General features: G+C 58.2%; 12 protein-coding genes. 9 read left to right on the plus strand and 3 right to left on the minus strand.

The genetic code is table 11. The features are described from left to right. Nucleotides 1-1785: a GMC family oxidoreductase gene (locus AC3WK5_RS11575; protein ID WP_054594922.1), complete on the plus strand. Its 1785-nt coding sequence runs from the start codon at nt 1-3 to the stop codon at nt 1783-1785. A 12-nt stretch (nt 1786-1797) separates the two neighbouring features. Continuing rightward, on the plus strand, nt 1798-3105 hold the full coding sequence (locus tag AC3WK5_RS11580; protein ID WP_103314893.1) for a c-type cytochrome: 1308 nt from the start codon (nt 1798-1800) through the stop codon (nt 3103-3105). Nucleotides 3106-3203: 98 nt separating this feature from the next. Here the strand turns inward: AC3WK5_RS11580 and AC3WK5_RS11585 are convergent, their stop codons facing one another. After that, complete coding sequence (locus AC3WK5_RS11585) at nt 3204-3506, minus strand: hypothetical protein (protein WP_054594924.1); 303 nt, start codon at nt 3504-3506, stop codon at nt 3204-3206. A 245-nt stretch (nt 3507-3751) separates the two neighbouring features. On the opposite strand from AC3WK5_RS11585, the gene AC3WK5_RS11590 reads away from it, so the two are divergent. The 3 genes from AC3WK5_RS11590 to AC3WK5_RS11600 all read left to right on the plus strand — a co-directional run bounded on the left by AC3WK5_RS11590 (nt 3752) and on the right by AC3WK5_RS11600 (nt 7407). Next, complete coding sequence (locus AC3WK5_RS11590; protein ID WP_103314894.1) at nt 3752-4810, plus strand: PA0069 family radical SAM protein; 1059 nt, start codon at nt 3752-3754, stop codon at nt 4808-4810. A 243-nt stretch (nt 4811-5053) separates the two neighbouring features. Next, entirely contained in the window at nt 5054-5785 is a 732-nt protein-coding gene (locus AC3WK5_RS11595; protein ID WP_054594926.1) for a carbonic anhydrase, read from the plus strand. Nucleotides 5786-5874: 89 nt separating this feature from the next. Beyond that, the gene (locus tag AC3WK5_RS11600; protein ID WP_103314895.1) at nt 5875-7407 is read left to right on the plus strand and encodes a SulP family inorganic anion transporter; all 1533 of its coding nucleotides are present in this window, start codon (nt 5875-5877) and stop codon (nt 7405-7407) included. 152 nt (nt 7408-7559) lie between these two features. Here the strand turns inward: AC3WK5_RS11600 and AC3WK5_RS11605 are convergent, their stop codons facing one another. Then, complete coding sequence (locus AC3WK5_RS11605; protein ID WP_054594928.1) at nt 7560-8210, minus strand: hypothetical protein; 651 nt, start codon at nt 8208-8210, stop codon at nt 7560-7562. Between the two features lie 373 nt (nt 8211-8583). Here AC3WK5_RS11605 and coxB point away from each other — a divergent pair, with 373 nt between their 5' ends. From coxB to AC3WK5_RS11625, 4 genes are all read left to right on the plus strand, one after another. Next, on the plus strand, nt 8584-9711 hold the full coding sequence (coxB, locus tag AC3WK5_RS11610; RefSeq protein WP_054594929.1) for a cytochrome c oxidase subunit II: 1128 nt from the start codon (nt 8584-8586) through the stop codon (nt 9709-9711). Nucleotides 9712-9793: 82 nt separating this feature from the next. Then, nucleotides 9794-11389, plus strand: a complete 1596-nt coding sequence (gene ctaD, locus AC3WK5_RS11615) for a cytochrome c oxidase subunit I (protein WP_103314896.1) — start codon at nt 9794-9796, stop codon at nt 11387-11389. Between the two features lie 27 nt (nt 11390-11416). Then, nucleotides 11417-11974, plus strand: coding sequence for a cytochrome c oxidase assembly protein (locus AC3WK5_RS11620; RefSeq protein WP_103314897.1), 558 nt, complete (start codon nt 11417-11419; stop codon nt 11972-11974). A gap of 34 nt (nt 11975-12008) precedes the next feature. After that, nucleotides 12009-12896, plus strand: a complete 888-nt coding sequence (locus tag AC3WK5_RS11625) for a cytochrome c oxidase subunit 3 (protein ID WP_054594932.1) — start codon at nt 12009-12011, stop codon at nt 12894-12896. A gap of 8 nt (nt 12897-12904) precedes the next feature. Here the strand turns inward: AC3WK5_RS11625 and AC3WK5_RS11630 are convergent, their stop codons facing one another. Continuing rightward, the gene (locus AC3WK5_RS11630) at nt 12905-13108 is read right to left on the minus strand and encodes a twin transmembrane helix small protein (RefSeq protein WP_019694466.1); all 204 of its coding nucleotides are present in this window, start codon (nt 13106-13108) and stop codon (nt 12905-12907) included. Between the last annotated feature and the right edge of the window lie 31 nt (nt 13109-13139).

A 13139-nucleotide genomic window follows, 5' to 3' on the forward strand; every position in this document is an offset into this window, starting at 1 on the left:
ATGACAACCACCATGAAGAAGGTCGACGCAGTGATCGTCGGGTTTGGCTGGACTGGCGCGATCATGGCCAAGGAACTGACGGAGGCTGGCCTCAATGTGCTGGCGCTGGAACGCGGGCCGATGCAGGACACCTACCCCGACGGCAACTATCCGCAGGTGATCGACGAACTCACCTACAGCGTGCGCAAGAAACTCTTTCAGGACATCTCCAAAGAGACAGTGACCATTCGCCATAGCGTGAATGACATTGCGCTGCCCAACCGTCAGCTCGGGGCGTTCCTGCCGGGTAATGGTGTGGGCGGAGCCGGACTGCACTGGTCGGGTGTGCACTTTCGGGTCGATCCGATCGAGTTGCGTATGCGCAGTCATTATGAGGAGCGCTACGGTAAGCACTTCATCCCCAAGGACATGACCATCCAGGACTTTGGCGTCAGCTATGAAGAGCTGGAACCGTTTTTCGATTACGCCGAGAAAGTCTTCGGCACCTCGGGTCAGGCCTGGACCGTGAAAGGTCAAGTGGTCGGCGAAGGCAAGGGCGGTAACCCCTATGCACCGGACCGTTCGAACCACTTCCCGTTGGCGTCGCAGAAGAACACCTACTCCGCGCAGTTGTTCCAGAATGCTGCCAATGCTGTCGGTTACAAACCCTACAACCTCCCTTCCGCCAATACCTCCGGGCCTTACACCAATCCCTACGGTGCGCAGATGGGACCGTGCAACTTCTGCGGTTTTTGCAGTGGCTACGTGTGCTACATGTACTCCAAGGCTTCGCCGAACGTGAACATCCTGCCGGCGCTCAAGCCATTGCCGAACTTCGAGTTGCGGCCCAATTCCCACGTGCTGCGGGTCAATCTCGACAGTACCAAGCGCAAGGCGACCGGTGTGACCTACATCGATAGTCAGGGTCGGGAAATCGAGCAGCCGGCGGACCTGGTGATCCTCGGTGCGTTCCAGTTCCACAACGTGCGGTTGATGCTGTTGTCCGGGATCGGCAAACCGTACGACCCGATCAGCGGCGAAGGTGTGGTCGGCAAGAACTTCGCCTATCAGAACATGGCGACGATCAAGGCCTACTTCGACAAAGACGTGCACACCAATAATTTCATTGGCGCAGGTGGCAATGGTGTGGCGGTGGATGACTTCAACGCCGACAACTTCGATCACGGCCCGCACGGCTTTGTCGGTGGTGCACCGATGTGGGTCAACCAGGCCGGCAGCCGGCCGATTGCCGGAACTTCGAACCCGCCGGGAACACCCGCCTGGGGCAGTGCATGGAAACGTGCGACTGCCGATTACTACACCCACCAAGTGTCGATGGACGCTCATGGTGCGCATCAGTCCTACCGAGGCAACTACCTGGATCTCGACCCGGTATACCGCGATGCCTACGGCCAGCCGCTGCTGCGGATGACTTTCGACTGGCATGAAAACGACATCAAGATGAACCGCTTCATGGTCGACAAGATGAGCAAGATCGCACAAGCGATGAACCCCAAGGCCATTGCCCTGCTCGGCAAACAGGTGGGTGAACATTTCAACACGGCTTCTTACCAGACCACCCACCTCAATGGTGGAGCGATCATGGGCACTCATCCGAAAACCAGTGCGCTGAACCGCTATTTGCAGAGCTGGGACGTACATAACGTGTTCGTGCCGGGCGCTTCGGCGTTCCCGCAAGGATTGGGTTACAACCCGACCGGTCTGGTCGCGGCACTGACCTACTGGTCGGCGCGGGCGATTCGCGAGCAGTACCTGAAGAATCCCGGCCCGCTGGTTCAGGCTTAAGGAGCGATGACCATGAAAAATCTCGTTATCGCCACCCTTGCCCTGCTCGGCAGTTGCTCGATCAGCGCGGCAGAAGATGCATCGCAAGCGTTGATCAAACAGGGCGAATACCTCGCCCGCGCGGGTGACTGTGTGGCTTGCCATACCGCCAAGGGTGGTAAGCCGTTTGCAGGCGGACTGCCGATGGAGACGCCGATCGGCACGATCTATTCCACCAACATCACCCCGGACAAAACCGGCCTGGGCGACTACAGCTTTGACGATTTCGACAAAGCCGTGCGCCATGGTGTGGCCAAAAACGGTAGTACGCTTTACCCGGCGATGCCGTATCCGTCCTATGCCCGTGTCAGCGATGCAGACATGAAAGCCTTGTATGCCTATTTCATGAAAGGCGTGGTGCCGGTCACTCAAGAGAACAAGGGCAGCGACATTCCCTGGCCGTTGAGCATGCGCTGGCCACTGACCGGCTGGCGCTGGATGTTTGCGCCAAGCGTCGTGGCGTATCAGCCGGCCGACGGTAAAGAGGCGGCAATCAGCCGTGGAGCCTATCTGGTGGAAGGCCTCGGACATTGCGGCGCTTGCCATACGCCGCGAGCCCTGACCATGCAGGAAAAAGCCTTGAGCGCCAACGAAGGCAGTGCGTTTCTGTCAGGCAGTGCGCCGTTGGAAGGCTGGATCGCGAAAAGCTTGCGTGGCGATCACAAGGATGGACTCGGTAGTTGGCGCGAAGAGCAACTGGTGCAGTTCCTCAAGACCGGTCGTAGTGACCGCAGTGCAGTGTTCGGCGGCATGAGCGATGTGGTGGAACACAGCATGCAATACATGAGCGATGACGACCTGACAGCGATCGCCCGATACCTCAAGTCTTTGCCGGCGAATGATCCGAACGATCAGCCACACCCGTACGACCCGCAAGTGGCACAAGCGCTGTGGAAAGGTGACGACAGCAAACCCGGTGCCTCGGTGTACATCGACAACTGTGCCGCCTGCCACCGTACCGACGGGCATGGCTACACCCGGGTATTCCCGGCACTGGCGGGCAATCCGGTGTTGCAATCGGACGATCCGACCTCGCTGATCAAGATCGTGCTCAAGGGCGGTACCTTGCCGGCGACCCACACGGCGCCGTCGACGTTCACCATGCCGGCATTCGCCTGGCGTTTGTCGGATCAGGAAGTGGCGGATGTGGTGAACTTCATTCGCACGAGTTGGGGAAACAAGGGGGCGCAGATTAAGCCGGCTGACGTCGCTGGCGTGCGCAAGGATGAAGTGAAATCAATGCCTGCTGACAAGTCTGGAAAACTAACAAGTTCTAATTGATGTTTATTAAGTTGTAATAATCAACGCCTGCGAAATGAGCCTCGCAGGCGTTGGTTTATGATCGGTAGAGTGCATTAACCGCTACGCGATCAAGTTAATCATGGATTAACAATATTTGCGTAAGCTTTGGCCAGTGCCAGCAGCTTGGCTTTGTCATCGGCATCAATGTCGCCATCACCGTCGACATCCTTGCGCACGGTTCCGAGGGTGAAGGAGTGCCCGCCGTCGCTGGAAACAGCCGTCATGAAAATCGATTTCACCAGCGTCTCGGTTTGCATTTCATTTTCCGCATCCCAGCCAAGTTCTTTACGGGCAAGTTGCAGTGAAACCAGGGTATTGGGTTCAGAAGGACTCGGCTGCATAAGTTGCAGAAAGATACCGCGTTGATTAAAGAAAGACATTGTTAAATCCTTTTAATGGTTGTTCAGTCTGGTGGTGCGTGTGCCAAGGATAGTACGGGTTATCTTTATCGGATGACCAATGCTTATATGTTTCTCGTTCTTGCGTATATAGCGTGATTAGCAAGTAGTTATATAAAGTGGGTAGGCGGCTAGCCTGATCTTTTCGCTGAAGCTGCCGAACGGCACTGGCCTGACATTGGATCTTTCGGTACTGTACATACATACAGCCATGAGAGTTTTTTCCAATGTTCACGCCCTTGCCACCTCGCGGACGTGGCACCGCCAGCAACCCGCACAATCGCTTTGCACCGAACCGTTCGGTGGTCGAAGACGATGGCTGGTACCAGGAAGCACCGCTGACCCAAGGCACCGAGGTGCGCATCGAGACGGCGAAAACCATCATCACCCGCAACAACTCGCCCGACCTGCCCTTCGATCGCTCCATCAATCCCTATCGAGGTTGCGAGCACGGCTGCATCTACTGCTATGCGCGACCCAGTCATGCCTACTGGGACCTGTCACCGGGTCTGGACTTCGAGACGAAGCTGATCGCTAAAAGCAACGCGGCCGACGTACTGGAGCAGCAGCTTTCCAAGCGCGGTTATCAGTGTGCGCCGATCAATCTGGGCTCAAATACCGATCCCTATCAGCCGATCGAGCGTGAACACAAAATCACCCGGCGGATTCTTCAGGTGCTGCTGCGTTACCGGCATCCGGTGACGATCATCACTAAAGGCTCGTTGATTCTTCGTGATCTGGATTTGCTCGGTGAGCTTGCCGAACAGCGGCTGGTGGCGGTGATGATCAGCCTGACCAGCCTCGACGACGAGCTCAAGCGCATCCTTGAGCCGCGAACGGCCGCCCCGAAGGCGCGGTTGCGGGCGATTCGGGTCATGCGTGAGGTCGGGATTCCGGTGGGTGTCTTGTGTTCGCCGATGATCCCGATGATCAACGACAGTGAACTGGAAAGCCTGCTGACCGAAGCTCACGCGGCCGGTGCGCAGAGTGCGGCGTACATGATGTTGCGTCTGCCGCTGGAAGTGGCACCGTTGTTCGAGGAGTGGCTGGCAGCCCACTATCCGCAGCGTGCAGCCCATGTATTGAGTTTGATCCGTCAAAGCCGCGGCGGCGAACTGTATGACAGTCGTTTTGGCGCTCGTATGCGCGGTGAAGGACCGTTCGCCGATCTGTTGGCGCAACGCTTCGCCAAAACAATAAAACGTCTTGGGCTCAATCAACGTGAAGGCTTCAACCTGCACTGCACAGCCTTTTGTCCGCCCGGGGCTCAAATGTCGTTGCTTTAGCAACAATTGGCCTATGGTGAGTAGTGAAAAGCGTTGTGTGTTTGTCCGTCAGTCACGTTTTTTGTAACCTGGAACGCACGTTCTAGAGCAGTTGATTCAGTTTGAGTTAAGTTTCGGTGGGTACCTTGCTCATCAAGTGACTGGATGGTCACTGATCGGCGATCTGGATGTTTCCTTACCAGTCGCTGGCTTTATCCCAGGTAAAACGGGAAAATTTCCCTACTCCGTCGAAGAGGATGAATCATGAGTGACAAGGATAAACAGCCGTTGGCTGCGTCGGCTTCCGCCCTGCCCGAGGCCGAAAGCGCCGATGCAGCGCTGCAGCACATCGTTGACGGTTTTTTACACTTCCACCACGAGGTCTTCCCGCAACAGGAAGAGCTCTTCAAGAAACTCGCCACGGCTCAGCGGCCCAGAGCGATGTTCATTGCGTGCGCGGACTCGCGCATCGTTCCCGAATTGATTACCCAAAGCGCTCCTGGCGATCTGTTTGTCACCCGCAACGTTGGCAACGTAGTGCCGCCCTATGGCCAGATGAACGGCGGGGTATCCACAGCCATCGAATATGCGGTGCTGGCCCTTGGCGTGCAGCACATCATCATTTGCGGACACTCTGATTGCGGCGCCATGCGGGCGGTACTCAATCCACAAAGCCTGGAAAAAATGCCCACGGTCAAAGCCTGGCTACGTCACGCCGAAGTGGCAAAAACCATGGTCCAGGAAAACTGCCATTGCGCTGACGAAAACGAAAGCATGCAGGTGCTTACCGAAGAAAACGTCATCGCCCAGTTGCAGCATTTGCGCACTCACCCTTCAGTGGCCTCGCGCATGGCCAACGGTCAGCTGTTTATCCATGGCTGGGTCTACAGCATCGAAACCAGCGAAATAAAAGCCTACGACGCGGATAAGGGCTGCTTCCTGCCTCTTGATGGCAGTCATCCGATTCCCGTGGCGACGCCCAAAGCGCGCTTCTAAATCCTCCTAAACACCTTGTCTGGTCTGGCCAAGGCTGCTGAAAAAGCGGTCGGGCTTCGCCACGCCTGAAGAATCTCAGGAGAACGCTCATGCGTGTTGCGCAATTGAAAGCTGTTTTGCCACGGGAGCTGTTGGCTTCGGTGGTGGTGTTTCTGGTCGCCCTGCCCTTATGCATGGGGATTGCAATCGCTTCCGGCATGCCGCCGGCCAAAGGCCTGATCACCGGAATTATCGGTGGTCTGGTGGTCGGTTGGCTGGCAGGTTCGCCGCTGCAAGTCAGCGGTCCGGCTGCGGGGCTGGCGGTACTGGTCTTTGAACTGGTGCGCCAGCATGGTGTGGCGATGCTCGGACCAATTCTGTTGCTGGCCGGGTTTCTGCAACTGGTGGCCGGGCGTTTGCGGCTGGGCTGCTGGTTCCGCGTGACGGCGCCAGCGGTGGTTTACGGCATGCTGGCGGGCATCGGTGTGCTGATCGTGCTGTCGCAGGTGCATGTGATGCTCGACGGCGTCCCTAAACCCTCAGGCCTGGATAACCTCAGCGGGTTTCCGGCGGCCGTTGCCCAAGCCTTGCCGACCCTGGGTGGCGGGCTGGGTTGGCAGGCCGGTCTGCTTGGGCTGTCGACGATTCTGGTCATGGGACTGTGGGAGAAATTTCGCCCGCAAGGGCTGCGTTTCATTCCTGGCGCGTTGCTTGGTGTTGGATTGGCGACCCTCGCCAGTTTGGCGCTGGCGTTGAACGTCAAACGGGTTGAAGTCCCGGCTAACCTCGCCGAGGCAATTGACTGGCTGAAACCGGCCGACCTGTTGAATTTCGCCGACCCCAACCTGCTGATCGCCGCCTTCGCCGTGGCTTTCATTGCCAGCGCCGAAACCCTGCTCTCGGCCGCTGCGGTCGATCGCATGCACAGCGGCGAGCGTTCGGATTTCGACCGCGAACTGTCCGCCCAAGGCATCGGCAACATGCTCTGCGGTCTGGTCGGCGCTCTGCCAATGACGGGCGTGATCGTGCGCAGTTCAGCCAACGTACAGGCCGGCGCCAAAACGCGGTTGTCGGCGATTTTTCACGGTGTCTGGCTGCTGGCATTTGTGTTGCTGTTGTCCAGTGTGCTGCAAAGCATTCCGGTTGCCAGTCTGGCAGGCGTGCTGGTGTACACCGGGGTGAAACTGGTGGATTTGAAGGCGTTTCGCGGACTGGGACGGTATGGCCGGATGCCGATGATTACCTACGCGGTGACCGCGCTGGCGATTATCTTCAGCGACTTGCTGACCGGAGTGCTGGTCGGTTTTGGCTTGACCCTGGCGAAGCTGGCCTGGAAGGCTTCGCGGTTGAAAATCAGCCTGATCGACCTTCCGGCAGAGGGCGAAATGGAGTTGCGATTGATGGGGGCTGCGACCTTTCTCAAGGTGCCGGCGTTGACCCGGGTGCTAGGGGCTATTCCGGCGGGCGCGACGGTGCATGTGCCGCTCAATAACCTGAGTTATATCGACCACTCATGTCTGGAGTTGCTTGAGGAATGGGGGCGGGCCAATGCCAGCAAAGGCTCGAAACTGCTGATCGAGGCGCGCGGATTGAAGCGCCGGCTGGAGGGGCGATTACGGACGACCGTAGGAGTGGGGTCTTAGTGTTGCGCTGACTGTGGCGAGCGGGCTTGTCGGAACGCCGCACCGCCTCGTTCGGTTGCGCAGCAGCCGCAAACCTGTACATACAGGAGAAGCGAGGGCCGCTTCGCGGCCCAACGGGGGCAAGCCCCCTCGCCACAGGGGTATGTTCAGACTCAGGCAGCTGGCTGATCCAGTTCCAGGCCTACGCCCAGCTGGCGCGACAGGCATGGCCAGCGCTTCCAGGCGGCGCCGGTGTCCGGGCTGTTGAGTTTTTCCCGGTAGGCTTCGACGGACTCCAGCGCGAAGCTTTCTTCGTTCAGCATCTCATCAACGGCGTGATGCACAGCCTCATCCAGTTGATTGGCGAAGTCCTCGCCGATCAGTTGGTGGGCAATCAGGTTGGCGACAGTCATGTCCAATGGGATCAGTGGCTGGCCGAAATGTTTGATGTAGAGGTCGTTAACCTCTTCTACCAGGCGATGTGCCAGGTAGGCTTCATCCAGCAGGCCATCCAGGCCTTCGTGACCGGCCATGATTGCCGGTGGCTGGAGGAAGAACTGCTCGGCGATTGTCAGCACCGGTTTGATCTGCGACTCGATCCCCGCTTCACGCGCTACGTCATTGGCAGCGTCGAGCAAGTCCGGCACTTGTTCTATATAAGCAGTGACAAAACGGGTCATCACGCCCTTGGCGTCGATGTCTGGCAATTGGATGGATGAATGCAGGTGCGGCAATTGGACTTCCAGCTGACGGGTCAGCTGACCGGTTTCGGCTTCATGTTGTTGTGCACGTTGAATCTGCTCGCGCAATGCGGCGGTGTTCATGAAAACTCCAGGAAACGAATGCAAGGAAATAGGGGAAGACATAAGTTAGCCTGCTTATACAAGTGGCTAAGACGTATTTGTCATAATTATTTCACCTTTCATGCCACTGCGTTATATCGATTTGCCATCACCGATCCCACATCCTTCTCCATCCGTGGCCTGTGGCGCAAGTGTCAGGTGTTTCAGCTCATTTACGCCATCGCGTTGCGGGGTCGCACTCGCTGTCTATACTCGGATCTGAATGGAGTTAGCTGATGACGCCCGACTGCGTAGGCAGCAAGGCCCGGCGATTCAAGTTCGTAGTCTGAAAAAGCCGCTCCCTTGCCGTCGGTGTTAGCCGGCGGGATAACAAGAACGATAAGGGGAACCCGCAATGATGCGACATCCACATGTCTGGATGGGCCTCCTGTTGTGGTCGATTTTCGGTCAGGCGCAAGCGGCCTGGACTGTGAATATGGCGCCTGGAGCGACTGAAGTCAGTCACGCAGTATTCGACCTGCACATGACCATTTTCTGGATCTGTGTGGTGATCGGCATCATCGTTTTCGGCGCCATGTTCTGGTCGATGATGCTGCATCGACGCTCCACCGGGCAGGTGGCCGCCAAGTTCCATGAAAGTACGACGGTCGAGATCCTCTGGACCGTGGTGCCTTTCATCATTCTGGTCGCCATGGCCGTTCCGGCGACCGCGACCCTGATCAAGATGTATGACACCAGTGAGCCGGATATCGATATCCAGATCACCGGTTATCAGTGGAAGTGGCACTACAAATACCTGGGTCAGGACGTCGAGTTCTTCAGCAACCTGGCCACACCGCAAGAGCAAATCCACAACAAAACTGCCAAAGGCGAAAATTACCTGTTGGAAGTCGATCAGCCGCTGGTGCTGCCGATCGGTGCCAAGGTGCGCTTTCTGGTGACCTCTGCCGACGTCATCCACTCGTGGTGGGTGCCGGCGTTTGCGGTTAAGCGCGATGCGATTCCAGGGTTCGTCAACGAAGCCTGGACCCGCGTCGACAAGCCCGGCATCTACCGTGGCCAGTGCGCCGAACTGTGCGGCAAGGACCATGGCTTCATGCCAATTGTGGTCGACGTCAAAACCCAGGCCGACTACGACACCTGGCTGACCGAGCGCAAAGCCGACGCCGCCAAGCTCAAGGAGCTGACCAGTAAAGAGTGGACCCTCGACGAGCTGAAGGAACGCGGCGACAAGATTTATCACACCACCTGTGCTGCCTGTCACCAGCCTGAAGGCCAGGGTATGCCACCGCTGTTCCCGGCACTCAAAGGTTCGCCAATCGCGACCGGGCCAATAGAAGACCACCTGCACCGTGTGTTCTTCGGCAAACCCGGTACCGCCATGGCGGCGTTCGGCAAGCAGCTGTCGGAAGTCGATATCGCTGCCGTCGTGACCTACGAACGAAATGCCTGGGGCAACAACAAAGGCGACATGGTCACCCCTAAAGACGTACTGGCCCTCAAACAGGCGGCAAGCAAATGACCCGGTCTATTGCGTGTTCCCTTGAACGCTTGGGGCCAAGCACCCCGAGCTGTCCAGCCCACCCGTTTGCAGGAGACAGGCCATGAATGCTGTGAACGATGACCACGGTCATGCAATCGTCGACAACCACGTCCACGGTCCGGCCAAGGGCCTGATGCGCTGGGTGCTGACCACCAACCACAAAGACATTGGCACGCTGTACCTGTGGTTCAGCTTCATGATGTTCCTGCTCGGCGGTTCGTTCGCCATGGTGATTCGCGCCGAGTTGTTCCAGCCCGGCCTGCAGATCGTCGAACCGGCATTCTTCAATCAGATGACCACCATGCACGGTCTGGTGATGGTCTTCGGTGCGGTGATGCCGGCGTTTGTCGGCCTCGCCAACTGGATGATCCCGCTGATGATCGGCGCGCCGGACATGGCCCTGCCGCGGATGAACAACTTCAGCTTCTGGCTGCTGCCGGCAGCGTTTCTGCTGCTGGTGTCGACGCTGTTCATGCCGGGCGGCGGACCGAATTTCGGCTGGACCTTCTACGCCCCGCTATCGACAACCTACGCGCCGGAAAGCGTGACCTTCTTCATCTTTGCCATCCACTTGATGGGTATCAGCTCGATCATGGGCGCGATCAACGTGATCGCCACCATCCTCAACCTGCGTGCCCCGGGCATGACCCTGATGAAAATGCCGCTGTTCGTCTGGACCTGGCTGATCACCGCGTTCCTGTTGATCGCGGTGATGCCGGTGCTGGCGGGTTGCGTGACCATGATGTTGATGGATATCCACTTCGGCACCAGCTTCTTCAGCGCTGCCGGTGGCGGTGATCCGGTGCTGTTCCAGCACGTGTTCTGGTTCTTCGGCCACCCCGAGGTGTACATCATGATCCTGCCGGCGTTCGGTGCCGTCAGCTCGATCATTCCGACCTTCTCTCGCAAGCCACTGTTCGGCTACACCTCGATGGTTTACGCCACGGCGAGTATTGCCTTCCTGTCGTTCATCGTCTGGGCGCACCACATGTTCGTGGTCGGCATCCCGCTGGTGGGCGAGCTGTTCTTCATGTACGCGACGCTGCTGATCGCGGTGCCCACCGGGGTCAAGGTGTTCAACTGGGTCAGCACTATGTGGCAGGGCTCGCTGACATTCGAGACACCGATGCTGTTTGCCGTGGCATTCGTGATCCTGTTCTCCATTGGCGGGTTCTCCGGGTTGATGCTGGCCATCGCCCCGGCGGACTTCCAGTACCAGGACACTTACTTTGTGGTCGCGCATTTCCACTACGTGCTGGTGCCGGGGGCGATCTTCGGGATCTTCGCTTCGGCCTACTACTGGATGCCGAAATGGACCGGCCACATGTACGACGAAACCCTCGGCAAGCTGCACTTCTGGCTGTCGTTCATCGGCATGAACATGGCTTTCTTCCCGATGCACTTCGTGGGCCTGGCGGGTATGCCGCGGCGGATTCCGGACTACAACCTGCAATTCGCCGACTTCAACATGGTGTCGTCGATTGGCGCGTTCACCTTCGGGGCGACGCAGATCTTCTTCCTGTTCATCGTGATCAAGACCATCCGTGGCGGTCCGGCAGCCCCGGCGAAACCCTGGGAAGGGGCAGAAGGCCTGGAGTGGAGCGTGCCGTCGCCGGCGCCGTATCACACCTTTGTCACGCCACCGGAAGTGAAATGAACGTTATAGCCGCTGAGGCCCGCCGTCATGGCTGACTCTATTTCCATGAAGAAGCTGGTCACCCGGCTGCTGTTAGTGGTGGCCGGCATGTTTGTCTTCGGGTTTGCCCTGGTACCAATCTACGACGTGATGTGCAAGGCGTTCGGCATCAACGGCAAAACCGCCGGGCAGTACGAAGGCGAGCAGGTGGTCGACACGTCGCGGCAAATCCGCGTGCAGTTTCTGTCGACCAACGCCGTGGACATGGTCTGGGAGTTTTATCCCAAGGCCGACGACATGGTGATCAATCCGGGGGCGGTGAACGAGATGATCTTCGTCGCCCGCAACCCGACCGATCACCCAATGAGCGCGCAGGCGATACCAAGCATTTCTCCGGGCGACTCAGCGGTGTATTTCCACAAGACCGAGTGCTTCTGCTTCACCCAGCAGGTGCTGCAACCCGGCGAACGAATCGAAATGCCCGTACGTTTCATCGTTGACCGTGAGATTTCCAAGGATGTGAAGCACCTGACGCTGGCTTACACGCTGTTCGATATCACCGCACGTCATCCACCGGTCGTGGCAAACACCAATGCCGGTCCTTGAGGCGTTCAAGCGTGCCCGATAAGGAGAACAATAAATGGCAAGTCATGAGCATTATTACGTTCCCGCCCAGAGCAAATGGCCGATCATTGCCACGATCGGCATGTTCGTCACCGTGTTTGGCCTGGCGACCTGGTTCAACGACCTCAAGGCCGCGCGCCCGGAATCCCACGGCCCGCTGATCTTCTTCGTTGGCGGCCTGTTGCTGGCCTACATGCTGTTCGGCTGGTTCGGCACGGTGATCAAGGAAAGCCGCGCGGGGTTGTACAGCTCGCAGCTTGATCGCTCGTTCCGCTGGGGCATGAGCTGGTTCATTTTCTCCGAGGTGATGTTCTTCATCGCCTTCTTCGGTGCGCTGTTCTACGTGCGCAACCTGTCCGGGCCGTGGCTCGGTGGTGAGGGCGGCAAGGGCATCGCGCACATGCTCTGGCCGAACTTCCAGTTCGCCTGGCCGCTGCTGCACACCCCTGACCCGACACTCTTCCCACCGCCCAAGGAAGTCATTAGTCCCTGGGGGTTGCCGCTGCTGAACACGGTGTTACTGGTGAGCTCCAGCGTCACGGTGACCATCGCCCACCATGCCTTGAAAAAGGGCCATCGCGGCGCACTGAAGCTCTGGCTGGCGCTGACAGTACTGCTGGGCTGTGCGTTCCTCAGCTTCCAGGCCAAGGAATACATCCACGCCTATCACGAGCTGGGACTGACCCTGGGCTCAGGCGTGTATGGCGCGACCTTCTTCATGCTGACCGGTTTCCATGGCGCTCACGTGACCATCGGCACGATCATCCTGTTCGTGATGCTGATGCGGATCATGCGTGGGCATTTCGATGGCGATCACCAGTTCGGCTTCGAGGCGGCCAGTTGGTATTGGCACTTCGTCGATGTGGTGTGGATTGGCCTGTTTGTCTTCGTTTACGTGCTTTGAGGTGGCGCTTACCAGGGCGCGCTGGACACCAGCTGGCCGCTGAAGAACCCCCAGGCAATCAAGCCGACGGTGATGGCAGCCAGGCCGACACGAACACTCAGGGCGGTGACCAGGCGTTTTGAGCTGCTGTCGTCCTTGACCAGAAAAAACAGGCCGCTGAACAGGCTGACAACCGTGGCAATCAGCATCAGGACGATGGCTGCTTTGAGCATGGTGAGACTCCGGGGGAATGCGATGTACTTG

Source organism: Pseudomonas sp. FW306-02-D09B (assembly GCF_058782685.1).